27 protein-coding genes and 1 pseudogene are annotated in these 23,804 nt (G+C 69.6%); 17 read left to right on the forward strand and 11 right to left on the reverse strand.

All coding sequences use genetic code 11. The features are described 5' to 3' along the window. The first annotated feature begins 415 nt into the window (after window positions 1-415). The 4 genes from HD595_RS44035 (at window position 416) to HD595_RS44050 (ending at window position 4,143) form a co-directional block, all read left to right on the forward strand. A complete protein-coding gene (locus tag HD595_RS44035) occupies window positions 416-583 on the forward strand; it encodes a hypothetical protein (protein ID WP_253780378.1) in 168 nt (55 codons plus the stop codon). Window positions 584-633: 50 nt separating this feature from the next. Beyond that, window positions 634-1,125, forward strand: coding sequence for a hypothetical protein (locus tag HD595_RS44040; RefSeq protein WP_253780379.1), 492 nt, complete (start codon window positions 634-636; stop codon window positions 1,123-1,125). Between the two features lie 20 nt (window positions 1,126-1,145). Then, window positions 1,146-2,069, forward strand: coding sequence for a hypothetical protein (locus tag HD595_RS44045; protein WP_253780381.1), 924 nt, complete (start codon window positions 1,146-1,148; stop codon window positions 2,067-2,069). Window positions 2,070-2,517: 448 nt separating this feature from the next. Next, window positions 2,518-4,143 carry a YfjI family protein gene (locus HD595_RS44050; RefSeq protein ID WP_253780384.1) on the forward strand — a complete coding sequence of 542 codons (1,626 nt, stop codon included), beginning with the start codon at window positions 2,518-2,520 and terminating at the stop codon, window positions 4,141-4,143. 99 nt (window positions 4,144-4,242) lie between these two features. Here the strand turns inward: HD595_RS44050 and HD595_RS44055 are convergent, their stop codons facing one another. The 8 genes from HD595_RS44055 to HD595_RS44090 all read right to left on the reverse strand — a co-directional run bounded on the left by HD595_RS44055 (window position 4,243) and on the right by HD595_RS44090 (window position 10,064). Beyond that, window positions 4,243-4,554, reverse strand: coding sequence for a hypothetical protein (locus HD595_RS44055; RefSeq protein ID WP_253780387.1), 312 nt, complete (start codon window positions 4,552-4,554; stop codon window positions 4,243-4,245). Window positions 4,555-4,676: 122 nt separating this feature from the next. Continuing rightward, the gene (locus HD595_RS44060; protein ID WP_253780390.1) at window positions 4,677-5,318 is read right to left on the reverse strand and encodes a hypothetical protein; all 642 of its coding nucleotides are present in this window, start codon (window positions 5,316-5,318) and stop codon (window positions 4,677-4,679) included. Continuing rightward, window positions 5,315-5,878 carry a hypothetical protein gene (locus HD595_RS44065; RefSeq protein ID WP_253780393.1) on the reverse strand — a complete coding sequence of 188 codons (564 nt, stop codon included), beginning with the start codon at window positions 5,876-5,878 and terminating at the stop codon, window positions 5,315-5,317. The genes HD595_RS44060 and HD595_RS44065 overlap by 4 nt, the downstream gene beginning before the upstream one ends. 96 nt (window positions 5,879-5,974) lie before the next feature. Next, a complete protein-coding gene (locus tag HD595_RS44070) occupies window positions 5,975-6,883 on the reverse strand; it encodes a helix-turn-helix domain-containing protein (RefSeq protein WP_301309756.1) in 909 nt (302 codons plus the stop codon). After that, window positions 6,820-7,338, reverse strand: coding sequence for a DUF6879 family protein (locus HD595_RS44075; protein ID WP_253780400.1), 519 nt, complete (start codon window positions 7,336-7,338; stop codon window positions 6,820-6,822). Before HD595_RS44075 ends, HD595_RS44070 begins: the two co-directional genes overlap by 64 nt. Further along, window positions 7,313-7,543: a hypothetical protein gene (locus HD595_RS44080; protein WP_253780403.1), complete on the reverse strand. Its 231-nt coding sequence runs from the start codon at window positions 7,541-7,543 to the stop codon at window positions 7,313-7,315. Before HD595_RS44080 ends, HD595_RS44075 begins: the two co-directional genes overlap by 26 nt. A gap of 293 nt (window positions 7,544-7,836) precedes the next feature. Beyond that, window positions 7,837-8,322: a nucleotidyl cyclase domain-containing protein gene (locus HD595_RS44085; protein WP_253780406.1), complete on the reverse strand. Its 486-nt coding sequence runs from the start codon at window positions 8,320-8,322 to the stop codon at window positions 7,837-7,839. A gap of 2 nt (window positions 8,323-8,324) precedes the next feature. After that, window positions 8,325-10,064 (reverse strand): ExeM/NucH family extracellular endonuclease, encoded by a 1,740-nt coding sequence (locus HD595_RS44090; protein WP_301309757.1) that lies wholly within the window; start codon window positions 10,062-10,064, stop codon window positions 8,325-8,327. Between the two features lie 105 nt (window positions 10,065-10,169). Here HD595_RS44090 and HD595_RS44095 point away from each other — a divergent pair, with 105 nt between their 5' ends. From HD595_RS44095 to HD595_RS44120, 6 genes are all read left to right on the forward strand, one after another. Then, complete coding sequence (locus HD595_RS44095; protein ID WP_253780408.1) at window positions 10,170-11,579, forward strand: pentapeptide repeat-containing protein; 1,410 nt, start codon at window positions 10,170-10,172, stop codon at window positions 11,577-11,579. Between the two features lie 134 nt (window positions 11,580-11,713). Next, a complete protein-coding gene (locus HD595_RS44100) occupies window positions 11,714-12,496 on the forward strand; it encodes a class II aldolase/adducin family protein (RefSeq protein ID WP_253780411.1) in 783 nt (260 codons plus the stop codon). 120 nt (window positions 12,497-12,616) lie between these two features. Further along, complete coding sequence (locus tag HD595_RS44105) at window positions 12,617-12,865, forward strand: SCO4226 family nickel-binding protein (protein WP_175591527.1); 249 nt, start codon at window positions 12,617-12,619, stop codon at window positions 12,863-12,865. Between the two features lie 123 nt (window positions 12,866-12,988). Continuing rightward, a complete protein-coding gene (locus HD595_RS44110) occupies window positions 12,989-13,858 on the forward strand; it encodes a TIGR03619 family F420-dependent LLM class oxidoreductase (RefSeq protein WP_253780414.1) in 870 nt (289 codons plus the stop codon). A 61-nt stretch (window positions 13,859-13,919) separates the two neighbouring features. Next, window positions 13,920-14,249 (forward strand): hypothetical protein, encoded by a 330-nt coding sequence (locus HD595_RS44115; RefSeq protein ID WP_253780417.1) that lies wholly within the window; start codon window positions 13,920-13,922, stop codon window positions 14,247-14,249. Window positions 14,250-14,405: 156 nt separating this feature from the next. Then, window positions 14,406-15,512 (forward strand): threonine aldolase family protein, encoded by a 1,107-nt coding sequence (locus HD595_RS44120; protein ID WP_253780420.1) that lies wholly within the window; start codon window positions 14,406-14,408, stop codon window positions 15,510-15,512. Here the strand turns inward: HD595_RS44120 and HD595_RS44125 are convergent. Next, window positions 15,487-16,068: an NUDIX domain-containing protein gene (locus HD595_RS44125; RefSeq protein ID WP_253780422.1), complete on the reverse strand. Its 582-nt coding sequence runs from the start codon at window positions 16,066-16,068 to the stop codon at window positions 15,487-15,489. The two genes, HD595_RS44120 and HD595_RS44125, sit on opposite strands and share 26 nt — an antisense overlap. A gap of 408 nt (window positions 16,069-16,476) precedes the next feature. On the opposite strand from HD595_RS44125, the gene HD595_RS44130 reads away from it, so the two are divergent. The 4 genes from HD595_RS44130 to HD595_RS44140 all read left to right on the forward strand — a co-directional run bounded on the left by HD595_RS44130 (window position 16,477) and on the right by HD595_RS44140 (window position 19,632). Next, the gene (locus HD595_RS44130; RefSeq protein WP_253780424.1) at window positions 16,477-17,352 is read left to right on the forward strand and encodes a universal stress protein; all 876 of its coding nucleotides are present in this window, start codon (window positions 16,477-16,479) and stop codon (window positions 17,350-17,352) included. 106 nt (window positions 17,353-17,458) lie between these two features. After that, window positions 17,459-17,593, forward strand: coding sequence for a P-loop NTPase family protein (locus tag HD595_RS46500; protein WP_301309758.1), 135 nt, complete (start codon window positions 17,459-17,461; stop codon window positions 17,591-17,593). Window positions 17,594-17,739: 146 nt separating this feature from the next. Beyond that, window positions 17,740-18,768 (forward strand): fatty acid desaturase family protein, encoded by a 1,029-nt coding sequence (locus HD595_RS44135; protein ID WP_420540741.1) that lies wholly within the window; start codon window positions 17,740-17,742, stop codon window positions 18,766-18,768. A gap of 36 nt (window positions 18,769-18,804) precedes the next feature. Beyond that, a complete protein-coding gene (locus HD595_RS44140) occupies window positions 18,805-19,632 on the forward strand; it encodes a class I SAM-dependent methyltransferase (RefSeq protein ID WP_253780427.1) in 828 nt (275 codons plus the stop codon). A gap of 335 nt (window positions 19,633-19,967) precedes the next feature. Here the strand turns inward: HD595_RS44140 and HD595_RS44145 are convergent, their stop codons facing one another. After that, entirely contained in the window at window positions 19,968-20,348 is a 381-nt protein-coding gene (locus HD595_RS44145) for a hypothetical protein (protein WP_253780430.1), read from the reverse strand. Window positions 20,349-20,542: 194 nt separating this feature from the next. Here HD595_RS44145 and HD595_RS44150 point away from each other — a divergent pair. Both HD595_RS44150 and HD595_RS44155 read left to right on the forward strand, forming a co-directional pair. Next, window positions 20,543-20,587 (forward strand): annotated as a pseudogene (locus tag HD595_RS44150) (hypothetical protein); the annotation flags it as partial. Between the two features lie 51 nt (window positions 20,588-20,638). Continuing rightward, window positions 20,639-21,208 carry a UTRA domain-containing protein gene (locus HD595_RS44155; RefSeq protein WP_253781469.1) on the forward strand — a complete coding sequence of 190 codons (570 nt, stop codon included), beginning with the start codon at window positions 20,639-20,641 and terminating at the stop codon, window positions 21,206-21,208. 319 nt (window positions 21,209-21,527) lie between these two features. Here the strand turns inward: HD595_RS44155 and HD595_RS44160 are convergent, their stop codons facing one another. Beyond that, a complete protein-coding gene (locus HD595_RS44160; RefSeq protein ID WP_253780433.1) occupies window positions 21,528-22,148 on the reverse strand; it encodes a TetR family transcriptional regulator in 621 nt (206 codons plus the stop codon). 117 nt (window positions 22,149-22,265) lie between these two features. Here HD595_RS44160 and HD595_RS44165 point away from each other — a divergent pair, with 117 nt between their 5' ends. Next, entirely contained in the window at window positions 22,266-23,774 is a 1,509-nt protein-coding gene (locus HD595_RS44165) for an MFS transporter (protein ID WP_253780436.1), read from the forward strand. Window positions 23,775-23,804: the final 30 nt, after the last annotated feature.

The raw sequence follows: 23,804 nt of genomic DNA on the forward strand, positions 1-23,804 counted from the left end.
TTCAAGTGCGGCCATTGCGACAAGCTATGCAGGGAGACCAGGAGGCCCGGCACAGGCCGCCGTGGTGCATGGCGTAGCTATTGCTCGGTTGAGTGCCGTCAGGCCGCCAAGCGGTTACGTGACCGAGAGTACTCTCAGCAACACTACCGGCTTCGTAAGGGCTTGTGCTTAGAGTGCGGAGTGGAGCCAGGCAACCGATGTTTCCGGCCGTACTGTTCCGGGGTTTGCGAAGGGACGGACTGGGACATCTGGACAGTGATATGAGATTGTTACTAGGATCTTGTCGCAACATTGACATCCTTACCCCTCTAACTACCTATGCCTACGGGAATCCCTCGCGTTCCCGAGACATCCAGAAGGCCCTCGGTGACCTCGTGCCGGGGGCCTTCACCATTCAAGAATCATTAGGAGAGACATGATCGCCGTAGAGCGGCTTTGGGGCATGACCGCGAAGGAGATCGTCGCCGCTTGGCGTGATGGACGGCTTGACCCGTCCATTCGCATCGTGAGCGTGGTCGGGGAACTCGATGACCCCCGCTCCCTCACCTACGCCTCACCCAAGGCAAGCGGCTGGAAGAGCTGACCGGACCGGATAAGCCCATTTGCGATCGACCATCACAGAGAGGAGCCGTAATGGATGACTCGCTGAACACCACAACCGAGGCCACCACCGAAATGGATCAGGTGGCGGAAGTGCCAACAGAAGGCTCTCAGATCAACTCTGAGACCGATAAGTGGAAGAGCCTCAGCCGGGCTAACGAAGCGCGGTGGAAGGCCGCCAGCGCCGAACTGGAAGCCGCAATGGCCAAGAGCGCGGAGCTGGAGCAGGCCCTTGCCGACACGCGTAGGGATCACGCACTCACGCTCGCCGACACCCATCTCCAGCACGCCGCTCAACAGCGCGGCATGAAACTGCCCCCGGAAGCCGTGTCCAAGCTCAACATGTCGGCCTTCCTCACCGAGGAAGGAACCGCCGACCTCGATTCGATCAACGAGTTTGTTAGTTCCCTGGGGGCTGCCGCCAAGAAGCCTACGTTCGCGCAGAACGTTGGCATCGGCCCGCAGGGCGGCACCGACACCCCTCCTGAGCGGCCCGTTCCCCTGGATGCGCGGGCACGCCGCTAGCCCCATCGAAAGGATTCTCTTTGGCAATCACCCCTATCCCCGCATACGCGCATGCGGGCACGCACACGTTCGTGCCCACCGAGTGGAGCAACGAGCTGCTGACCCAGTTCGATCCGCTGTTGGTGTGGGCCTCGCCCCTGGTGGTGAACCACGACTATGAAGGTCACATCACCGCTCAGGGCGACCGCGTGGTGATCAACGGCCTCATCCGGCCCAACGTCGGCAAGTACAGCGACGTGGCTGGGATGACGATCGAAGACCTCAAGACCGTCGAGCAGTACCTCGACATCTCCCAAGCCGATTACGTGGCCTTTTACGTCCGGGACATCGAGACCGTTCAAGTAGCCGGCGCTCTGGCGTCCCCGGCCTCTCTGGAATCCATCCGCGCTCTGGCGGCCTCCACTGACACGTTCGTCGGCTCCACCATCGCAGCCTCGGCCACCGCTCTGCCTCAGGTGGACGTGAGCGGCCTGGCCGCGAGCGTCGGCAAGGGTGAGGCACTGCTGGAAGCCATCTTCGACATGATGGAGAAGCTCGACACGGGCAAGGTTCCGGCAGACCGGTACGTGGTCGTCTCGCCGAAGGCCAAGCGCTACCTGCTACGCGCTCCTGACATCGCCAACGCCGCCGCTCTCGGCGAGGCCGGAGCTACGGCGAACGGTGTGGTCGCTCGCCTGGCCGGGTTCACGGTGGTGTCCACCACGGCCATGCCCACCGGTGTGGACATCCTTGCCGGGCATCGGACGTACACCACGTTCGCCAGCCAATTCACCAATTTCCGAAGCCAGCCGGTCGAGAAGTTCCGTCGCGACCAGATTGACGCGCTGCACCTGTATGGCGCTCGCGTGCTGTCCTTTCCTGGCGGCAAGCAGCCGACTAAGCCGGATGTTCCTGTGACGGATTCGGAAGGGCTGATCAAGGCCGCCGTGAAGTGGACCACTTAAGTTAATTCCACCGGCTCAAATATCCCCGAACAACTCACTCGGGTTCGGGGATTTTCTTTGTTTGCGGAGCTGTGGGTTTAGTTAATTTGTTCACCCTCGCGAAGGGTGACGCCCCAGTCCAGAGCATCTGTAGCCGCTTCACGAAAAAGTCCCAGACCCGTACTTGGTCGGAGGAAGGTACCCCCTGGCGGGGTCCGTAGGCGAATCGAAAGTGCATTACCCCAGGGTGCGGGTAGCGAACTAACAAACACCGATTTTCCTGCGGTTTCGTAGTTTTGTGTTGACAGACAAAACTCGGATGGCTAGCTTTCTCGGCGCTGGCTCCGATTCAACCGAGTTAACGAACAAACTCGGGACGGAGAAACCAGCTTCAGACATAGGACAGCCCTGAAGCGTCACAACCGCCAAGTCACGCGCTTCAGGGCCACCAAGGGAAGGCTATCAAGCCATGCAGAGCAACGCTCCTGTCATCTCCAACGAGGCGTTCCACGGGCTCTTTGGCCGCATCACCGATGCGCTCGACCCCTACACGGAGGGGTCCAAGGTCGGCGTCATGGTGTCCCTCATGTCGGCTTACAGCGCCTACATCGGCTACGGGCCGACCGTGGAGACGGGCAAGGGTTCCTCCCCGCTGGCCCTGTGGGGCGTCCTCGTGGGGCGCAGCGGTGTCGGCAGGAAGGGCACGGCTACCGGCATCGCCAGGCGCGTGGTCGACGCGGCGTTCGCGTCCTTCGCGGAGGAGAGCGTGGTGGAAGGGCTCCCGGCCACGGGCCTGGGGTTCATCACCGAACTGGCCGACCGCGCAGAGGGCACCCTGGCGAACCCGGTCTGGTTCATCGAAGAGGAGGGGGACGCGCTGCTGTCGAACGCGCGTCGGGATGCCAAGGTGGGCGTCTATCTCCGCAAGGCGTTCGACGCCCAGACCATCGCCCACAAGACCAAGATGGATGACCTAAGGGTGCGGCGTCCGCACCTGGGCCTCACGATGCACGTGCAGCCGAGAAACTGGGCAGCGGTCGCGGGCGGCAAGGACGCGACCGGGGGGACGTGGAACCGCCTCCTGCCCGTGTGGGTCCAGCAGTCCAAGACTCTGCCCGTGTTCGAGTCCTCCGATGCCCACGAGGCCATCCGGCAGGCGGCGCGAGCCCTGCGGCAAGCTGGCGACTACGCCCGTCAGGTGGACACCGTGACCGTGCCGGGCCATGTGGCCCGCGTGTTCGAGGCCAAGCACCGGCCCATCGTGGAAGCCATGATCTCCACCGAGGCCATGAGCCAGTACGCCGAACGCGCGATGGCATACATGATCCGGCTGGCCGGACTGTTCGCCCTGTCGGAGCGGAGAGACGAGATCAGCGAACGCGACTTCGACGCTGCCCTGGCCCTGGTCTGCTACTCCATCGAGACCATCGCCTACGTGCTACCCGAGGCAGAGGCATCGGAGGAAGCCAGCCTTGCAGTCAAGGTTGAGAACTTCGTTCGTGAAGCCGGACCCGAGGGGCGGACGGCCACCGAGATCTATCGAGCGCTGAACATCAAGGCGGCCGACCTTCGGGAGATCGTGGCGCAGCTCGACACGATCGAGGTGGTTAAGGGGCACAGCGCCAAGGGCACCGGGGGCCGTCCGAGCATGCGCTACCTCTACGTTGACGCGCCGACCGCCGAAGAAACGAACGAACTGGTGGAGGAGACTCCGGAGATTCTTACGAAGGAGCCTGCCGAATCACGCAGCCGAGAGGAGGAGGCCGTTCCAGTGGCGGAGACTCCCGCCTTCTTGCCGTTCCTCTCCGATGATGAGTGGGACGAGATCGACGCTGCGGAGAGCAACACGCCTGAGCCTGAGCCGGTGGCCCAGGCCGTCGAAGAGCCCACCGTCTCGGAGGAGGCCGTCAAGGCGTTCCTGTCTTCCCCGGCCGGGGCGGAGATGCTTCAGGAGATCGTGATGTCGATGATGGCCAAGCAGGCGGCTGCCGCCACCCCTGAGGCGGGCACGGCAAGCAAGGCCAGGGCTCCTCGGAGGGGCCGGGCCAAGAGCAGCGCGGAAGCGCTCTTCCAGGCTCCTGAGGTCGCGGCCTAACGTCCGACTGACAGAGGCTCCCGGCTTGCAAGTCGGGAGCCTGCCTCATCCGAACGTCACCTTTCCTGTGCTTCAACTCGGGAAGCAGAGTGGAAGTGTTCATTTGGCTTGGAGGACCCATTTCCCGCCTTTGCAGGCGGGCGGGCCGAAGGTGAAGCGCCGTCCACTGGCCGTCTCCGCCACGATCACGTCTTTGGCTCCGTTACGCAGGCAGGCTCCGGACACGACCGCAATCCGCGACGATTCTCCGGGAGGAACCTGTCGGCCGTAGTTCGTGTCGCCGAGCCATTTCACTGACACGGTCTCGCCCGTGCGGTTCTCGAGTTCGACCCACCGGCTGACCCGTGGTTGGCAGGCGGTAAGGGCGACAATCAACACCGCGAGTGTCGCTGACCACATGATGCTTCTCACAAGGCCCCTTGGTTGGCGGGCTGCTTGTCCCCAGAGAAGCACGTGATCCGCTAGGTGTCACTCGATGCCGCCATCTGACGAATGGACAAGAGTGCAGTTTTCTGATGGGGCGGTGCAGGGCTTCATGGCCGTTGCGCGGCCCAGGGCGCATCACCTTGCGTCACGGCCGGCTGCACGTCATGTAGCCGCACCACCAGCTCCCGTGCCACGCAATGGGTGATGTCATAGTCGGTGAATGGCACCAGCGCGTTGCGCTCGAACGGCACCACGGGCGGCAGGTAGGGCAGGAACACGTCCCCGCGCACGGCGTACGGGTAGTACGCCCCCACCGTGAAGACGGCCGCGTTCTGACGCAGATGCGAACACTGTGAGATCGCCGCCGGTATGCAGGCCCGGCACGTCGGCGGGGCGTTGGTGAAGCCGTCCCCCGCCTCCTCTCCGCTTGATGAAAGGAGCCACCAGATCCGGCTCGTCTCCTGATCCACGGCCGATCCAGCACACACCTGACACAGCCGCTTGTCCATGCACCGCCACTGCCGACGCGTGTTGACCGTCTTGAAGTCCGGACGCCCCGTCATCTTGTGCCCCTGCCGCAAACGCAGGACACCATGGGCGTAGTCGGACGGGCGGGAGGAGGTGTAGGCCAGCTTCTCCCCGCCGCGATGCGGCCTCCACGTCAACGCGTGCTGCTGCACCTCGCCGGACCATCCGATCACGTACGGGTAGCGAAAGCCTGTCTCACTCACCCTCGTGACCAGGCTCATGACTGGCTCCGCCTGTAACCGGGGAGCAGCGAAGCCACCCGTTCGGGACAGTCGCCCGGGATCACCTCAACCTTGTCCAGGCGCGGTTCGTTGTCCTCGCCCCACTGCGCCAGCTCCACCAAGTAGCTACCGGACCGGGGACCGATGCTGATCGTGGCGACCCGCCAGCCGCCATCCGCATAGACGACGAGGTGCGGCGGCTTACCTCTGAGCGGCTCATCGTCAGCGAGGCCGCCCGTGTGGAGCTGAGGCGTCAACTCTGAGCGCAGTAGCGGGACGACCCTGCACAGCGCGATCGTCGCCGCGCTCACCGGTTCGAGGACCGCCGTGTTCGGCCGCTTCTCCAGCAACCCAACCGACTCCGCCAGGTCGAGAAAGCTTTCGATCCCCAGACCACCCTCGACCTCGGTGATCCCGCTCTGAAGCATCCATGCTCGGTACTCGTCACGGGTCCACGACTCAGGCGCCGGCCGCTGCGGTGCGGCGTCAGGGCCGATCTCGTCCAGTTCCTCCGGCGCCAGGTCACCGACGAACACCTTGGGCGCGGCTGCGGTCCTCACGCACGGGAAGCTGGGGGATGTCTGTCCGGGAGGCATGCATTCGACGGTAGGAGCCGTCGCTTGATGCATCCAAGGAGTTTGCCGCTGTTTGCCGCGCTAACTCTGCCTGGTCTTCGCCTTGCTGATGAGCGCCTTGGCCTTCGTGCCGTACACAGCCGATGCCGCCAACTGATCAAAGGCACGCTCGTACAGCGCTACCTCGTGAGATTGGTTCAGAGCGAGGCTGGCGGCGAGGGTCTCGATCTGGACCACCCGGCGATCCAGAATCCAGAAGCCCGTCAGCGGCAGAGCCTTGTGCGGCGCGGTGGTGGGGATGATCCCCAACCTGACCGTGGGCAGATCCATGTCACGGAGGAGTTGGTCAAGTTGGCCCCGTAGCACATCAAAGGGCACCACTCCCGCCCTGAGGGCCACTTCGCAGATCACCGCATGAAAGCGATGGTTCTTACGGAAGAGGATGTGACGCCGCTCCATGCGAGCCTGGACGCCTTGGGCAACGTCATTGGGCACGCGAAGCAGCTCGACGACGCTTGTCATCACAGACGCCGCGTACTCGGGAGTCTGGAACAGACCTGGGACATAGAACGTCTCGAACATACGAAACAAACTCGTCTCGGCCTCCATCGTCAGCCGATCCCGCTGCCGCTTACGCGTTCCGACGCCGAGTTGCCTCCGCCATTCCATGTACATGGTCTCGATGGAGCGGAGAGTGGCCACCAAGTCGGCTAGCTGATCTTCGGCATGGCAGTGCTGGCACCACACCCGTAGGTCGTCCTCGGACGCGTTGCGCTTGCCGTACTCGATTCTGGAGACCTTGGAAGAGTGCCAGCCTGCCAGCATCGCCAACTCGACACCGGACAACCCCGCGTCCTTTCGGATGTCCCTCAGACGCACGCCAAGTGCCTCGCGTGCCTTCTGCGCTGGCGTAGACACCGGAGCGATTACGCGACGTACTGAGCGTAGGGAATGGCCCTCGCCCACACCTGGTCTCGCACCGCGCGGCATTGCTGAAGCAGCCCGGGATCAGCGATCTGTGCGAAGCCCCCCGAGGAGCCGTCCGGCATGAACAAGCTGAGGACCAAGGTGTCCTCGTCAAGCAGCCAGTAGTCCTCTCCGGGCAGGTGGATGTCGGCCGCCTGATGCCGGGGCAGATAGCGGATGTCCTCTCCTGCCTCGATGTTCTGCGGGTCGATGGTCATGGCCCATTTGATGTAGTCACTCAAGGGCTCGGTCACGATCCGGGCCCGCTGGATGGCTGTGCCTCGGCGGGTGGACCTCCGGGCGAAGGACAGCCAGGACTGGTGCCACTGGTAGTCGTCCGGCTCGCCCAGAAGCCACCTGCGAAATGGTCCCTCTTCGTCCTCGACGCCGTAGGAGTCCCTCAGCTCCAGATGGAAGGCCCGCCGACGCCTGAGCCACAGCGCCCGGAAGTCGTCACGGGTTAGGCGCCGCGTCTCCATGTTCGAGCCACTCCTTGGGTAGATGCCGCATCAGTTCCCTGGGAACCTCCAAGAACGTCTCGTGGTCCGGTACGTCCTTGAGCGTTTCGAGAGCCTCGCGATCCGTGATCTTCCATCCTTGCACCACTATGGTGCCTCGGTCGGTGGCGTACAGGGTTGGGGACTGATCTCCCGTGGTCTCCTTGCCGAGGAACGTCAGTTTCATGATCCTTACCTCCGCTGGGACTTTGCCGCCATTTGCTCGACTTCGTGATCGTCAGCCCAGGTCGAGGATGCGTCAACCCCTACCGGCAAAAGCGGTCTTGCTCGGCCGCGAAGCCTGCCATGGGAGTCTCTGCTGGCGCGGTCAAAGCCAGTGCTGCGGACATCCCTAACATCGCCTGGAACAGCAAGAAGCCCCAGCTCCCGGCATGCGCCACGAGCTGGGGCTTCCCTTCGGTTGCCGCTACGATCTCGGCCCTGATCGCCCGTCTGTGCGATCAGCGGGAGGTCTCTGCATCACTTCTCGGCAATGGTCTTCGCGAACTCCACGGCCAGCGAGAAAGCGTTTCGGTCGGCGGCCGGTGCATCTTCCCAGACGGGCCCGTCAACGGGTGCGTCTTGTGCCACGGACAGCACCAGCCGGGCGATCTGCTGGATAGCTTCGTCCGACGCTTCGTGAATCTGCAAGGCGTCCGCTACATCGCATACGCCGTCGAAAGAGAGGTCCGGCCGCACGCTGGCGGCCCGGAGCCCTCTGCGGAGCAGGGCCACGTCCGGCGTGGCGGGGTCGAGGGATAGACGGGCGATCACGTCCGGAGGAAGGTCCAGGACTCTCGCGGCGTGGTCTATGTCGCCGTCCACACACTCTTTCGCTGCGGCCATCAACTCGTCCCCCAACTGATCCACGACGGCGCGCATGGCCCGGTAGATCTGGGAAACTGACCGCAGCCGCTCCGCAGGAGGGAGGGACACGAGGTCCCGAGTGAAGGACTCGATGTCCACGGCTAGGACTTCCCTCCCGGCAGAGTCAGGCCGATGATCACCGGATCGTGGTCCGACGACCTGTAGGCGTTGGGTTCGTACAGGTCAGGGCGGGTGCCTTGACCTATCGCACTTAGGAACCTAGCCTCGTCGGCGTTGATGTGCCAGATCGTGGTGCTGGTGACCCGCTTGAGGAGCTGCTGGCCGGCGAGGGCGTGGTCGAGCTCGCCGGACATCCCGTCGAACAGGTAGCTGTAGCGCAGCGGCGCCGGCACGAACCGCTTGGTGAGGCTGGTCAGGCCGCCCGCCTCCAGCGTGTCGATCGGGTCCTCCTCGCCGTAGGCGTTGAGGTCGCCGAGGACGAGCGGGTTGGGCAGGTCCTCGACGAGCCCGAGCAGGGCCTGCGCCTGCTTGACGCGGGTGGCGTTCCAGCAGCCCTGCCCGTCGCCCTGGTCGGCGTCGGGCCCGCCGCCGGCGGGGCAGCTGCCCTTGGACTTGAGGTGGTTGACGACCATGGTGAACGGCTGGCCGCCGCCCGTGCGGCGGAAGGTCTGGATGAGCGGCGGCCGGCTGAACACCGGGTCCTGCGAGGCGCGCGGCTCGCCGACGGGCTCCAGCTTGGCGGGCTTGTAGATCAGGGCGACCTGGATGGCGTCGGTGCCGGGGTACGGGTGGGTCAGCGCCGCGTACGTGCCGGCGCCGACCTCGGCGTTGACGGCGTCCACGAGCGTCTGGAGGGCGGTCTGGCCGTTGTTCTCGACCTCCATGAGGGCGACGGCGTCGGCGTCGATGCCCTTGAGGGCCGCCACCAGCTTGGCGAGCTGGCGCCGCTGCTCCTCGGCGTTGCTCGCGCCGCGTGAGCCGACGGTGGTGAACCAGTTGAGCGTGTTGAACGAGGCGACCTTGACGTTGCCGACCACCGGGAACGGCTTGGGCAGCCGGGGGTTGGCGTCGAGGTAGGAGACCGGCCGGGTGGGCTGGAGCCGGTAGGTGTCGAAGCCGTAGCCGAGGACGCCGGTGAGGCCGACGGCCACCTCGCCGGTGCGCACGACGGGCGGCAGCGTGGCGGGGTTCTGCCGGGTGGAGCCGTCGTCGATCAGCAGCGTGCGGGCGCGCTGATCGGGGTCCACGCCGGGGCGGTCGGTGGGCTGGAAGAGCCGGCCGCCGGCCGAGACGGTGACCTCGCCGAAGCGGCCGAGGTTGTAGTGGTCCGTGACGGTGAGCGGCTGCGGGAACGTGAGCAGCATGTTCTCGACCCGCTCCAGCCCGTCGCCGGGCAGCGTGTACGGCCGGGCGGGCACGGTCCCGGTGCCGCAGACGTCCACGGCGGTCACCGGCGACAGCTCGGTCCAGCCGTTGTACTCGACGGCCTTGCCGGTGACGAGCACCCGGTCGCCGGGCTTGACGTCCTTGAACGTGTCGCGGGCGAAGGCGAACAGTCCCTCGGAGGTGGCCGGGTCGGCGTCGGGCTTCGGGTCCTGCAGGAAGAAGCCGCTGAGCTGGTCGGAGCGCTGGAAGTCGCCCGTGACGACGCCTTCGACGCGCACGGTCTGCCCGGCGAGCGGGGTGGCGTCGCCGCTGCCCTGGACCTGCGAGATCCGGTGGGTGGCGGGGGTGTCGCAGGAGGCGGCCGCGGCTTCCGGCACGGCGGGGGCGTCCGGCGTGGCGGGTGCGGGGGACGCCGCGACGGCGGGGACGGCCAGGACGGCGGACAGGACGGCCGCTCCGAGGGCGGCGAGAGTGGCCCGGGGTAAAACGCGCATGACCCGCACTTTAGAGGGACAGCGCTTGCATATTTCGACATAAATGTGGAGAGAGGATGAAATTAGTAAATCTTGACACGTGGGCGGCCGGGGTATGACGACTCCATGGACTGGGTCACCTGCGCGCACTCTGCTGCCTGCACGGGCATCGCACGCCGGCCGTACAACCTCTGCCTGGCGCATCTGCCCCCCGACCAGCTCGCCGCCGCGATCGGCGAGATGGCCCCCGGCCGCCTGCTCGACCTGCGCGGGACGGTCGTCGGCGGCGACCTGCTCTCCCGCCTGATCGAGGCCACCGGCGCCCGGCTGGGCCGGGCCCGCCTCGACCGGGTGCGGTTCACCGGTGACGTGCGCCTGTCCGGCGTCACCTTCGCCGGGGACGTGTCGCTCGACGGCGCCGTCTTCGAGCGACTCGCGTCGTTCTTCGGCGCCCGCTTCGAGGGCAACCTCTCCCTCGCCGACGCCCGCTTCTCCCGGGAGCTGTCGATGCACGGCGTGACCGTGCGCGGCCACGTGTCGCTGGACCGGGCCGTCATGGCGCGCGACGCGCTGTTCAGCCAGGCGTCGTTCGGGCGCGGCCTGTCGTGCGAGCGGGCCAGGTTCGACGGGTACGCCACCTTCGACGGGGCGCGGCTCGGCGACGGCGCGACGTTCCGGGGCGCCCGCTTCGGGCGGACGCTGTCGTTCCGCAAGGTCGTCGGCGCCGCCGGGTTCGACGCCGCGCACTTCGCCGCCAACGCCTACCTGTCGGCCACCGGCCGCCTGTCGGCCGCGCGCGCCCGCTCCGACGCCTCGCTCGACGTGTCGGTCACCGGCTGCGGGGTGGACCTGCGGCGTCTGGACGTCGCCGGGGCGACCACGCTGCGGCTGACCGGCTCCCACGCCGACCTGGAGGGCGCGGTGCTGCGCGGCCCGGCGACGGTGACCGGGCGCGGCGGCGCGGCGCTCACCTCCCTGCGGCACGTGGACGCCCGCAGCCTCGCGCTGTACGGGCTGGATCTGTCGGCCTGCCGCTTCGCCGGGCTGGCGCACCCGGCGGGGGTGCGGCTGAAGGACTGCCGGTTCGCGCTCACCGGGCGCGGCGTGCGGGTGAGCATGCGGCGGCCGATGCTGCGCTGGTTCTCGCGGCGCAGCCTCCTCGCCGACGAACGGGCCTTACGCGGCGGCCCCGGCCTGGAGGAGTCCGGCCCCTCGCTGCCGCCCGGTGAGCCGCGCGACGCCGCCGACCTGCGGGCCGGCTGGCTCGCCACCCTGTACGCGGAGCTCGGCCGGCGCGTCGACGACCGCGGCCTGTCCCTGGACTTCGCCTTCGCCGCCACGGAGATGCGCCGCCTGGCGGGCCACCGCTGGTGGGGCTCCGCCTCCTGGCCGCTGGTCACGGCCGGCGTCCGCGTGGGGCGGGCGGCCGGGTGGCTCGTGCTGATGACGGCCATCGCCGCGGGCGCCATGCTGCTGTCCACGGCCCAGCACGCCGCCCACGGCGCGCCGCACCAGCCCCCGGCCGTCCACCACTGACCCGCGCCCGTCCCGTACCTGCCTGCGCCCGCGCCCGTGCCCGCCCGGACCCTTGCTCCCGGCGGGCGCGGGCGACACCCTTGACGGGTCCACGTCCCGCGGGCGGGACACGTCCCCTCAGAGCTGGAGGCACGATGAACCTGGAGCCGATCCCCACCGACCGGCTGACGTTCCGGTTACCGCAGAAGTTCGAGGACGTGGCGGACGAGCGCCGTCACCGCCAGGAGCGGCTGGTGGCCGCGCTGCGCCTGTTCGGCCGGTTCGGCTTCGAGGAGGGCGTGGCCGGGCACATCACCGCCCGCGACCCCGAGCACCCCGACCACTTCTGGGTCAACCCGTTCGGCATGAGCTTCAAGCACATCAGGGTGAGCGACCTCATCCTGGTCAACCACGAGGGCCAGGTGGTCCACGGCTCCTACCACGTCAACCAGGCCGCGTTCGCCATCCACTCGATGGTGCACCAGGCCCGGCCCGAGGTGGTCGCCGCCGCCCACTCCCACTCGGTCCACGGCAAGGCGCTGTCCTCGCTGGGCGTCAGGCTGGAGCCGCTGACCCAGGACGCCTGCGCCTTCTACGAGGACCACGGCCTGTTCGACGACTACACCGGCGTGGTGGTGGACGTCGAGGAGGGCAGGCGCATCGCCCGGGCGCTCGGGTCGTACAAGGCCGTCATCCTGCGCAACCACGGCCTGCTGACCGTGGGCGACTCGGTGGACGCCGCCGCCTGGTGGTTCATCACGATGGAGCGCTCGTGCCAGGCGCAACTGCTGGCCAAGGCCGCGGGCCCGCCCGTGCGCATCGAGCACGAGCAGGCCAAGCTCACCCACGGGCAGGTCGGCAACGACCTGGTCGGCTGGATCAACTTCCAGCCGCTGTACGACCGAATCGTCCGCTCCGATCCGGACCTGTTCGACTGAGGCCGGGACGGCTTCGGCCGAGGGGCCCGGACGGCGTTGATCTTACCTGTTTGGGGATTGTTGGGTGTTTCGCGGCTTATGTCCGCCTTACGCTGGGTGGAGATGGCCCGAGGAGGACCCATGAGCAAGTTCATCGACGTCCATCACGGCATGGTCGGCATCACCGCCGACCAACTGCAGCAGGCGCACGACGCCGATCTCGCGATCCAGGGTGAGGAGAGGGTGACCTTCGAGCACGCCTGGGCCGACCCCGACACGGGCGTCGTCTACTGCCTGTCGGAGGCGCCCAGCGCCGAGGCGGTGCAGCGCATCCACGAACGCGCCGGCCACCCGGCCGACGAGATCCACGCCGTGCCGCTCGACGTCTGACCGGCCGCTCATCGCTCCCCCCGCAGTCCCGGCCTTCCCTGGCGGGCGTTTGCCTTGACGCCGGTGACAGGGTTCTAACCTGTCGCCGTCGTCAACGGCCGGCCCACCCCAGAGGAATGCCCCATGAAGTACGCCATCAGCTACAGCACGCCCCACTGCGGGGTGGACCCGGACGCGATCGCGGCGTTCGCCCGGCACGCGGAGGCGTGCGGCTTCGAGGCGCTGTACGTGCCGGAGCACGTCGTGCTGTACCGCGGCGCCAGGCTCGGACCCTGGGAGATCCCGACGTCGCTGCCGTACGCCGACCCGCTCGACACGCTGACGTTCGTCGCCGCGGCCACCCGGCGGCTCCTGCTGGGGACCGCCGTGCTGCTGCTGCCGTACCACCACCCCGTGACCCTGGCCAAGCGGCTGGCCACCATCGACCTGCTGTCCAAGGGCAGGATGCGGCTGCTGACCGTGGGCGTCGGCGCGCTGCCGGGCGAGGCCCGGGCCGTGGGCGTCGACTTCACCACCCGGGGGCGGCGCGCGGACGAGGCGATCGACGTGCTGCGGCTGCTGTGGGCGGGCGGGGAGGAGGGCGTCTCGTACGACGGCGAGTTCTTCTCCTTCGAGGACCTGTGCAGCTTCCCCAAGCCGGTCGGGGACGCGGGGCTGCCCATCCACGTCGGCGGGTCGAGCGACGCGGCGGCCCGCCGGGCCGGGCGGCGCGGCGAGGGCTGGTTCCCCGGCGGCCGGCTGAACGCGGCCGAGCGCGCCGCCCAGTGGGAGCTCGTCCGCTCCTCCGCCGCCGAGGCGGGCCGCGACCCGGACGCGCTCGACCACACCCGGTGGGGCACGATCGACATGACGCCCGAGCGGGCCGAGGAGCTCGCGGCGGCCGGCGTGACCCGCGTCGTCGTCTCGCCGGCCTCCCTCGACCTGGACGAGCAGTGCGAGCAGATGTCCGACTTCGCCCGCCGATTCGGCCTCGCGGGCACCGAATCCTCCTGAACGGGCATCGGATCCTCCCGAACGCGCCCACCGTCCGCGCTCGTCCGGCTACGGTTCCGGCATGGGCGACAGAAACGAGGACCCGGACCGGGAGGCCTCGATGGCCGGAGCGGACATCTGCCACGGCTGCGCGGGCCGCAAGGTGCAGCGGCTCGGCCGGCTGTTCCTGCTGTGCGTCGTGTGCCGGGGGCGCGGCTGGGTGGGCGGAGAGGACCCCGGGCCGTGGCCGGAGCCGGACAGCCCGCCGCCGGTGTGGGAGGACCCGCGGTGGCTGGACCCGATGGTCGCCGCCGCCTTCGCCTGCCGCTACTGCCTGGGCAACGGCTCGGTGCAGCACGTTGACCGCGGCCGGAAGCTCATGGTGACCATGCCGTGCGCGTGCGGCGCCTGAGGGGCTGACGGACGCAGACGTCCGGCCGGGGCGCGGCACCGGCCAGGAACCGGTCCACGTCGAGGTCCTGCCGGTGGGGGCGGGCGGTGGCGGGTCAGCCATCAAAGCACTTAGCATGCTGATGCAAATCACTCGCAATAGCCGGGCGGAGTTCCCATGCACGATGCGTCTGACGGCGGTGCGCCCGTGCGACGGTCGCTGTTCCTCCACGCGCCCCTCCGGCGCAGGCCGCGCGCGATGCTGGAGCAGATGCTCCGCCTGGTGGACGAGGACACCCCGCCCGACGGCCCCGACGGTCCCGTGGCGGTGCTGGAGCGCCGGCTGGCCGGCCTGCTCGGCAAGGAGAGCGCCCTGTTCTTCCCGAGCGGGACGATGGCGCAGCAGGTCGCGCTCCGCGTCCACGCCGACGCGCGCGGACGCCGCACCTTCGCCGCCCACCCGCAGTCACATCTGGACGTGTGGGAGGAACAGGGCTACAACGCCGTCCACGGCCTGCGGTTCCGCCGCACCGGCGACCCCTTCGAGCTGATGACGGCACGCGACCTCGCGGCGATCGGCGAGCCCCTCGCGGCGGCCGTCTGGGAGCTGCCGCAGCGCGACCTCGGCGGCCTGCTCCCCGAGTGGGACGACCTGTGCGACCAGGTCGCGCTCGTGCGGGCGTCCGGTGCCGCCGCGCACCTGGACGGCGCGCGGCTCTGGGAGGCGCAGACGTACTACCGGCGGCCCCTCGACCAGATCGCCGGCCTGTTCGACACGGTGTACGTCTCGCTCTACAAGAGCCTGCAGGGCGTCCGCGGCGCCGTGCTCGCCGCGGACGCCGACACGGTGCGCGCCGCCGCGGTGTGGCGGCAGCGGCTCGGCGGCGGCATCGCGGACGCCTGGCCGCTCGCCCTGGCCGCCATGGCCGGTCTCGACACGCTGCCGCCCCGCATGGCCGCCTTCCGGGACCACGCGATCGCCATCGCCGCCGCCGTCAACGCCGACGGCGCCGCGCGGGTCCATCCCGATCCGCCGCAGACGCCGATCTTCCACGTCCACCTGCCGGCCCCCAGGGCGGCCGTCGAGCGGGCTGGGGCCGCCATCCTCGCCGAGCAGGGCGTCCAGCTCTGGGGACGGGTACGGTCCGGGCCCGATCCGTCGCGCTGCAGCTTCGAGGTGACGGTCGGCGAGAACGCGATGGACTTCACCCCCGACGAGGTGGCCGCCCTCGTCCGCGACCTGCTGGCCCGGGCGGGGGTCACGGCCGGTCGCGCAGCAACCTGAGGTAGACCGGCGCCAGCAGGTCCGTCGACGTCTCCCTCAACGCCTCCTCCACGGTGACCAGACGGGAGCCCAGCTCGTACCCCTCGGTGTCGACCCACGCCGAGTCCGGCCCGCCCTCCCGCCCGGACGCCTCCGCCTGGCAGACGATCTGCAGGAAGTCGGGGTACGGGGTCGCGGGGTCGGGCGGCTGGGGAAGCAGGTGCGTCAGATGGAGCCAGCCCATGCGCCGGACGCTGCCGCGGTCCACCCACCAGCCGGTCTCCTCGCGCACCTCCCGCACGATGGTGTCCGTGTACGACTCCCCCGGCTGTCGCCGTCCGCCGGGCCAGGGGTGGGAGCCGTCGGCGTTCTCGCAGAAGACGATCGAGTCACCGACCCGGACGACGCACCGCACCGACGTGACCAGGTCGCTCGGCACCTCCGCGTGGGAGGTGTGGGCGCCGACGCGGAGCGGCAGCCGCCCGCCCGCCCACGCGATCTCATGGCTCTCGACCGGGGCATCGACCTCCAGGAGGCGGGCCAGGTCGGGGTGACGCTCACCGAAGCCGGGTCTCATCAGCGGGTCAACTCCTCTTCTCAGTGGGTCGACTCCTCTTCGATCTTGCCCTTCTGGGTCTTCCCGCTCCTGGATCTTCCCGCTCGTGGGTCTCCGCGCTCGTGGGTCTCCGCGCTCGTGGACCTTCGCGCTCGTGGGTCTCCGTGCTCGTGGACCTCCGCTCCCCTTGGGCCGCCCACCCCTTGAGCCTTCGCCCCGGGTGAAGATCGGCAGGCCCGGTGTGTCTCGGCAGGGCCCGGGGTCCGGGGCCGGGAGGCCCCGGCCGGGGGTGCGGGGCGCGAGCCCCGCTCAGGGCGTCCGAGCGGAGTGAGGGCCATGCCTTGGGGGTTCGAAGGGGGCGAAACGGCGATACCCATGACAAGAGCTCCGGCGCGACGGGGGGTCGCGGGAGCGGGTGAGGTGACGACCATGACAGAGCCGATCGTCGTCGGGTTCGACGGATCGCAGTCCTCGCAGCAGGCCCTGGCCTGGGCGGAGCAGGAGGCGGCCGTCCGTGACGCGCCGCTGCGCGTCCTCCACGCCATGGCGCGCTGGTCACCCGACGTCCTGCTGGTCCCCGAGCCGTCCGGCTGGGAGATCGAGGCGGACAAGGCCGCGCGCGAGCAGCTCACGCAGGTGGCGGCCGAGATCCGGTCACGGCGGCCGCGGCTGGAGGTCACCACGGACGTGGTCGGTGACCGGCCGGGGGACGCGCTCGTCCACGCTTCCGAGGCCGCGCAACTGGTGGTGGTGGGGAACAGGGGGCGCGGCGGGTTCGCCGAGCTGCTGCTCGGCTCGGTGAGCCGGCACGTGGCCACCCGCGCGCCGCGTCCCGTGGCGGTCGTCAGGGAGAAGCCGGCCGGCGAGCCCATCGCGCGGTACGGGGTCGTCGTCGTGGGGGTGTCGGGGCTGGCGGGCGAGGACGGCGTGCTGGAGTACGCGTTCCGGGAGGCGGTGCTGCGGGGATCGGTCCTGCGGGCCGTCCACGCCTGGACGCACCCCGGCACGGTCGAGCCCTGGACCGTGGAGCCCGTGGTCTTCGACACCGAGGCGACGGGACGGGACGAGGCGCAGCGGCTGGCGGGGTTCCTCGTCCGGACGGCCGAGAGGTTCCCGGACGTGGAGCTCAGCGCGCAGGTGGTGCGCGGGCATCCGGGCAAGGCGCTGGCCGCCGCCTCGGCGGAGGCCGACGTCGTGATCGTGGGGGCCGCGCACGGCGCGACGGGGGCGCTGCTGGGTCTCGGCGGTACGGCTCACGCGATTTTGCACCACGCGCGGGCGCCGGTCATCGTGGTCCGCGGCTGATCAACCACGACGCTCGTCCGCGCTGCGCCGCCTATTGACGTAGCGGCGCGGGGGCTGGCGCCGGCACGGCACGCGCCCCCAGCGTGACAGGTTCGGCGCCGAGGAGATGCGCCGCTGGTACGTCGAGCGGGACGCGCTGGACGGGGACGACATCGTCATCGGTGAGGACTCCTCGCCGGAGGAGACCGTACGGCGCATCCTGCGCGACACCGGCCTGCCGATCGGCCCGCCCCCGGTCTGAGGGGAGGCGGGCCCGCGGGGTTTCCTCGATGGTAGGGCTGGCACTACCGGAAGGACGGGCGGCAGCGGGGGTCCGCGCCTCCCCTCCCCCACGCGATGCTGACAAGCGATCACCCATGACCGACTTCGTCAGCATCGGAGACAGATGTGACTGTGGTGGAGGCGTCCCGCTCGCAGCGGGGCAGCGACTTCGCGAGGTTGTCGCGCCGTGTCGCGGAGGCGGGGCTGCTGGAGCGGCGGCCCGGCTCCTACGCGGTCCGGATCGGGCTGGTCGCGGCCCTGTTCGCGGGAACCTGGGCGACGTTCGCCGTGGTGGGCGACTCCTGGTGGCAGCTGCCGGTGGCGGCGCTGCTCGCCGTGGCCTTCGCCCAGGTGACGCTGCTGGCCCACGACCTCGCGCACGGCCAGATCTCCCGCTCGCGGCGGACCGCCCGGATCGCGGGACTGCTCGTCGGCAACCTGTCGGTCGGTCTGAGCTACGGCTGGTGGATGGACAAGCACACCCGCCACCACGCCAACCCCAACCACGAGGACCACGATCCCGACGTCGCCCCGGACATCCTCCTCTGGTCGCGCAAGCAGGCCGAGGCCGCGCGCGGGCTGCCGCGGCTGGTCGGGCGCTGGCAGGCGTGGCTGTTCTTCCCGCTGCTCACCCTGGAGGGCGTCAACCTGAAGGTGTCGAGCTTCCGCGCGCTGTGCCGCCCCTCACTGAGGAACCGCCCGGCCGAGGCTCTGCTGCTCGTCGCGCACGTGCTCCTGTACGCCGGTGCGCTGTTCGTGGTGCTGCCGCCCGGCAAGGCGCTGGCCTTCCTGGTCGTCCACCAGGCCTGCTACGGCGTCTACCTGGGCTGCACGTTCGCGCCCAACCACAAGGGCATGCCGGTGCTGACGGCGGAGGACGAGCTGGACTTCCTCCGCCGCCAGGTGCTGACCTCCAGGAACGTCAGCGGCGGACGCCTCATGGACATCGCGCTCGGCGGCTTGAACTACCAGATCGAGCACCACCTGTTCCCCGGCATGCCCAGCGCGAACCTGCGCAGGGCGCGGCCCATCGTGCGCGACTACTGCCGTTCGCTGGGCATCGAGTACGTCGAGTGCGGGCTGATCGCGTCGTGGGGCCAGGCCCTGCGCCACCTGCACGACGTGGGCCGGCCACTGCGCCGCGCCCGAACCTGATCGACGGCCGCGCGACGTCGGCTAGGGTCCCGGTGCGTGAAGGAGTTGTTCGGCGGCGCCGCGCCGTACTACGCCCGACACCGTCCCGGGTACGGGGAGGCGGCGATCGAGCACCTGGCCGGGGCGTTCGGCGCGGACAGCCGGGTGCTGGACCTGGGCTGCGGGCCGGGAACGATCGCCATCCCGCTCGCCCGCCGAGTCCGGGCGGTGCTCGCCGTGGACCCGGCGGAAGAGATGCTGGCGGAAGGCCGGCGCCTGGCGGCAGGCGTCCAGCCCGTTGACCTCGCGCCACGCGAGCCCGCCGTCACGTGGCTGCGCGGCGACTCGACCACGCTTCGGACGCTGCCGCCGTTCGACCACGTGGTGATGGGCCGGTCGTTCCACTGGATGGACCGCGCGGCGGTGCTGGCGGAGCTGGACGAGCTGCTGCCGCCCGGCGGCGCGGTGGCGCTGCTCGGCCCGGCCGGGCAGCCGAGCGAGCCGTGGGAGCAAGGTGAGCCGTGGGAGCCGGACGTCCAGCCGTGGCAGCCGGTCGAGCGGCGGGTTTGTGCCCACTTCGGCCTCGACATAGACGCGGCGGCCCTCTCCTTCCGCGCCACCGGCGAGTCCCACCACGCCGTGCTGGCCGCCTCTCCGTTCCGCCGCCTGGAGTCGCGCACGTTCCGGCGGCGGCTCATCTGGGACGTGGACGGGCTGATCGGGCTCCAGCTCTCCTACTCCTACAGCTCGCCCGCCGCCCTCGGTGATCGCTTGCACGCCTTCGTGGACGCGCTCCGGGAGGCGCTGCTCACCGACAATCCGACCGGACAGTGGGAGCAGAACCTGGCGACCGAGGTACTGATCGCCAGACGGACGGGACGCTGACCGCTCGACGCCATGCACCGGGGCGGCTCCGACCCTTCAAGGCGCCGGCTGGACGTGCGCACAGGTATGGCCCTCGACCAAGTCCTCCCATACCGCGTACGCCCTCGCGTACGCGCCGCGGCATGCCTCCTCGTAACGGACTCGCCTGGGCCGGGGCTCGCGCCCGCGCGAAGGGGCGCGCCGCAGGATGAGGAACTGACCTCCCTCGGCCGCCCATTCGTACGCGCCGCAACAGCACGTCTTGGTGACGCGGGTCCGGCCGCGCGGGACGTGCGGCTCCCAGGCGATCACGGTCGGCGGACCGGCCACGTATCCGTAGTCACAGGCCGGGTCACTCAGCCGCCGCGCGCGGTCGACTCACAGGGCACCCCGGACCACAGCTCGGCGTAGATCATGCGGCCGCCTCGGGTGGGCTTCTCGCCGTACGCGTCGGCCATATTCGAGACCATGCCGTGAACGTTCCGACCATGGGCGACGGTCTGGTCGTTCGGATAGTGCAGCTCGAACCGCACCCTGCCGGTGTTCGCCACCGTGATCAGGTTCAGCTTGCCGCCTGGCGCGGTCCGCTCCAGACCGATGGCGAACAGGCTCTCGACCACGGTGTAGGCGTCGGAAGCCCGCCCCGGCAGGTGCTGGTTGGTCACGGTATACGCGGCTCGGGAAGCGGCATCTGCGGCTTGAGAGAGCGCGGGGTAGTCCTGGATCCAGGTCGTCACGGTCACCACCAGACTGAAGAAGATCCTGTATATGCAGCTCGCTATCTGCACGTACAGCTTGCAAGCTGCATAGGCAGGACGTCAAGCTGTCCTAGTGGATCAGCCGTCATACGTCCGAATCGCGGATGACCTGAGGCGCCGGATTACCACGGGCGAGCTCGGCCCCCGGCACACGCCTGCCCGGCCGACAAGAATTGGCTGAGGAGTACGACGCCGCTCAGGGCGTCGTTACTGAGGCCACGAAGTTGCTCACCCGCGAAGGGTTCCTCGTATCCCGGCCGGGAGCGGGAATGTTCGTGCGACAGCGCCCGCAGCGCCGGTCGCTGGTCCGCAGTTGGTTCCGGGAGCGTCAGGGCGGCTCGCCGTTCCGCCGGCAGATGGCGGAGCAGGGTCGCCACGGCTCATGGGAGTACTCCTCCGACACGACACAGGCCCCGGCGGAGGTCCGGGAGCGGTTGGGTCTGGGCGAGCCGGACGGCGACCGGCACGATGTGATGCGCACCCACTACGTGTTCTCCTCCGACGACGAGGGGCCGTGGATGCTCTCCACGAGCTGGGAACCGCTCGCGCTGACCAAGGGCACGCCGATCGCCTTCCCGGAGGCCGGTCCGCACGCCGGTCAGGGCGTCACGCACCGGATGGCCGCCATCAACATCCAGGTGGACGCCTGGAACGAGGAAGTGTGGGCTCGGGCCGCCACGATCGAGGAAGCGAAGCAACTAGGCATCGGCGCCGGCAGCATCGTCATGGTCGTCGAGCGCTCATACTTCGCCGGCGACCAGGTCGTGGAGACGTGCGACATGGTGGTCCCGGCCGACAGCACGAAGCTGGTCTACAACGGACCGGTCGGCGACATCTGACAGAGCGCTGACCGGGGGCGCGGCGGACGGCAGTGCGGGCCATCACGCCCTCCATGCGCATTTGTCACTGCGCGAATGGCTTGACCAGCAATATCGGCCACAGGATCAGCCAACGCGCCGGCTCGCCGAGATGCCCCCTGCGCGGTGCCTCCGGGATGAGATGCGGGGTCGCCTTTCGAGCGGCAGCGCTCTCAATGAACGCACCAGGCCGGGCCCGGGGTCCGGGGCCGGGAGGCCCCGGTCGGGGGTGCGGGGCGCAAGCCCCGCTCAGGGCGTCCGAGCGGAGCGAGGGCCATGCTTTTTGTTGAAGCATCGCCGGCTAGGCGGGGGAAGTGAGCGCGGCGGGCAGGTCGGCGAAGGTCTCCTCGACCAGTTTCATCAACGTGTCACGCCCGCCGTGGCCGCCCTGCGCCGTCCACCGCAGGGAAGCCGTGCGCCAGGCGGCGACGAAGATCTCCACGGACAGGCGGAGGCGCCACGGGTCGACGTCGGCGCCGGGCCGGCCGCTCACCACCTCGACCAGGGCCCGGGTGGTGTCATGGCAGTAGCCGAGACTGTGCGCCTGTAGTGCGGGGACGGCGTCGGACAACTCGCGGGCGGCCAGGAAGCGGCGCTCCCAGTCGGGGTCCATGGCGCCCAAGGTGATGTCCAGGACCGCACGGAGAGCCTCGATCAGCGGGCCGGTCAGCTCCCGGGCGGCCACGTCGTCCAGATAGGCGGACCACAGGTCGCTGTCGGCGGCGAGCGCGACGTCCTCCTTGGAGCGGTAGTTGCGGAAGAAGGTGCGTCTGGACACCTCCACGGCGTCGCAGAGGTCGTCCAGCGTGGTGGCGTCGTAGCCGCGTTCGGTGAACAGGCGGAGTGCGGTCTCGGCCAGGGCGCGGCGAGTGCGCGCCTTCTTGCGTTCGCGTAGCGGCAGGTCCCGCAGCTCATCACTCACCTCGCCAGGCTACCACTGGGAGGCGGTTGCGCTTTGACAGCTAATGCCACTGAGTGGCATTGTCGCTCCAGTGGCTGATCGCTGCCCCTGTGCCATCCCCTCAAGGAGCCAGAACTCATGGCAAAAGCTCCCTCCAGACGCTCCCGTCCGGCGCTCACGCTGGCCGTGGTGCTGCTGGCCTTCGTCACCGTGCCGATGTCCATCTCCGGAGCAGCCGTGGCGTTGCCCGGCATCGGCGCGGACCTGCACACCGCGGGCGCCCCGCTGCAATGGGTCATGAACGCCTACAACGTGACCTTCGCCTCGTTCATGCTGGTGACCGGGTCCGCGGCCGACATGGTGGGACGCCGCCGGACCTTCGCGGCCGGCGCGGGGCTGTTCGCCATCGGCTCGCTGGCCGCGGCGGTCGCCCCCGGAATCGCCGTGCTCGACCTGGCTCGCGCCCTGTCGGGCGTCGGCGCGGCCGGGGTGTTCGCCAGCGGCGGCGCGATCCTGGCCACCACCTTCGACGGCGCCGCGCGCACCCGCGCGTTCGCGGCGCTCGGCAGTGCCGCCGGGCTCGGTCTGGCAGCCGGGCCGACCCTTGCGGGCTGGCTGGTCGGCGCGCTGGGCTGGCGCGCCACCTTCGGGCTGCATGCCCTCCTGGTGGCCGTCGCGCTGGCCGGGATCGGTCACGTCGCCGAATCGCGGGCCGAGCAGCGTCCCCGGCTGGACGTGACCGGTGCGGTGGTGTTCGTCGCGGGCCTGGGCGCCCTGGTCCTGGGCGCGGTCCAGGGCCCGGAGTGGGGCTGGGCGAGCCCCGGCGTGCCGGCGCTGCTGGTCATCGGCGTGGGGCTGCTGGTGGTCTTCGTCGTCCTGCAGGCGCGATCCGCCGCCCCGCTCCTCGACCTGTCGCTGGTGAAGGACCGCCGGTTCCTGGCGTTGTGCATGGTGCCCGTGGTCTCGACGTTCGGCTTCGTGACGTTGCTGACCTACCTGCCCACCTATCTGGTAGGGGCGAGCGGCTTGTCCCCGCAGCGCGCGGGAGCGGTGCTGCTTCTGATGACCGCACCGGTGCTCCTGGCCCCGCCGCTGGCCGGCGGGCTGGTGAACCGGGGTGTGCCGGCCCGCCTGCTGATCACGGTCTCCTTGGCGTTGTTCGCCGGGGGGAACGCCTGGCTGACGGTGATCACTCCGTCGGCTTCCGTCGCCGCCATCGCCGGGCCGCTGTTGCTGGTCGGGCTGGGCGCGGGGCTGTCGTTCGGCGTGGGCGACGGAGCGGCGATGAGCCTCGTCGAGCCCGAGCGGGCCGGGATGGCCACCGGGTTCCTCAACACCATGCGCATCGGCAGCGAAGCCATCGTCATCGCCGTGTACGGCGCCGTCCTGGTGAGCCTGATCAGCACGCGCGTGGGCTCGCAGGAACTGGCCGCGAAGGTCGCCGCGGGAGACCTGACCGGCGGCGCCCCGGGCGCGCCGGCTGCGGGGTTTACCGACGCCCTGCACATCGTGCTGTACGGGACGGCCGCCGTGTGCGCGGTCGGCACGGTGGCCATCGCGGCGGCGCTGGCCCGGCCACGCCGACGCCGGGACATCGCCGCAACCTCCGTTCCCGGCGATTCTCCACAATCCACCAAAGTGGCCTGACCGGAGATCTCAGGGTGCGTGAGCCGCCCA

Source organism: Nonomuraea roseoviolacea subsp. carminata (genome assembly GCF_024172185.1).
GTDB classification, from domain to species: Bacteria; Actinomycetota; Actinomycetes; order Streptosporangiales; family Streptosporangiaceae; genus Nonomuraea; species Nonomuraea roseoviolacea.

What these genes read in the sequence shown, in the direction of transcription:
- HD595_RS44035 (WP_253780378.1), top strand. Translation starts at nt 416, where the DNA reads ATGATCGCCGTAGAGCGGCTTTGGGGCATGACCGCGAAGGAGATCGTC.
- HD595_RS44040 (WP_253780379.1), top strand. Translation starts at nt 634, where the DNA reads ATGGATGACTCGCTGAACACCACAACCGAGGCCACCACCGAAATGGAT.
- HD595_RS44050 (WP_253780384.1), top strand. Translation starts at nt 2,518, where the DNA reads ATGCAGAGCAACGCTCCTGTCATCTCCAACGAGGCGTTCCACGGGCTC.
- HD595_RS44060 (WP_253780390.1), bottom strand. Translation starts at nt 5,318, where the DNA reads ATGAGCCTGGTCACGAGGGTGAGTGAGACAGGCTTTCGCTACCCGTAC.
- HD595_RS44070 (WP_301309756.1), bottom strand. Translation starts at nt 6,883, where the DNA reads ATGCCGCGCGGTGCGAGACCAGGTGTGGGCGAGGGCCATTCCCTACGC.
- HD595_RS44075 (WP_253780400.1), bottom strand. Translation starts at nt 7,338, where the DNA reads ATGGAGACGCGGCGCCTAACCCGTGACGACTTCCGGGCGCTGTGGCTC.
- HD595_RS44080 (WP_253780403.1), bottom strand. Translation starts at nt 7,543, where the DNA reads ATGAAACTGACGTTCCTCGGCAAGGAGACCACGGGAGATCAGTCCCCA.
- HD595_RS44090 (WP_301309757.1), bottom strand. Translation starts at nt 10,064, where the DNA reads ATGCGCGTTTTACCCCGGGCCACTCTCGCCGCCCTCGGAGCGGCCGTC.
- HD595_RS44095 (WP_253780408.1), top strand. Translation starts at nt 10,170, where the DNA reads ATGGACTGGGTCACCTGCGCGCACTCTGCTGCCTGCACGGGCATCGCA.
- HD595_RS44100 (WP_253780411.1), top strand. Translation starts at nt 11,714, where the DNA reads ATGAACCTGGAGCCGATCCCCACCGACCGGCTGACGTTCCGGTTACCG.
- HD595_RS44105 (WP_175591527.1), top strand. Translation starts at nt 12,617, where the DNA reads ATGAGCAAGTTCATCGACGTCCATCACGGCATGGTCGGCATCACCGCC.
- HD595_RS44110 (WP_253780414.1), top strand. Translation starts at nt 12,989, where the DNA reads ATGAAGTACGCCATCAGCTACAGCACGCCCCACTGCGGGGTGGACCCG.
- HD595_RS44115 (WP_253780417.1), top strand. Translation starts at nt 13,920, where the DNA reads ATGGGCGACAGAAACGAGGACCCGGACCGGGAGGCCTCGATGGCCGGA.
- HD595_RS44120 (WP_253780420.1), top strand. Translation starts at nt 14,406, where the DNA reads ATGCACGATGCGTCTGACGGCGGTGCGCCCGTGCGACGGTCGCTGTTC.
- HD595_RS44125 (WP_253780422.1), bottom strand. Translation starts at nt 16,068, where the DNA reads ATGAGACCCGGCTTCGGTGAGCGTCACCCCGACCTGGCCCGCCTCCTG.
- HD595_RS44130 (WP_253780424.1), top strand. Translation starts at nt 16,477, where the DNA reads ATGACAGAGCCGATCGTCGTCGGGTTCGACGGATCGCAGTCCTCGCAG.
- HD595_RS46500 (WP_301309758.1), top strand. Translation starts at nt 17,459, where the DNA reads ATGCGCCGCTGGTACGTCGAGCGGGACGCGCTGGACGGGGACGACATC.
- HD595_RS44155 (WP_253781469.1), top strand. Translation starts at nt 20,639, where the DNA reads ATGTTCGTGCGACAGCGCCCGCAGCGCCGGTCGCTGGTCCGCAGTTGG.
- HD595_RS44165 (WP_253780436.1), top strand. Translation starts at nt 22,266, where the DNA reads ATGGCAAAAGCTCCCTCCAGACGCTCCCGTCCGGCGCTCACGCTGGCC.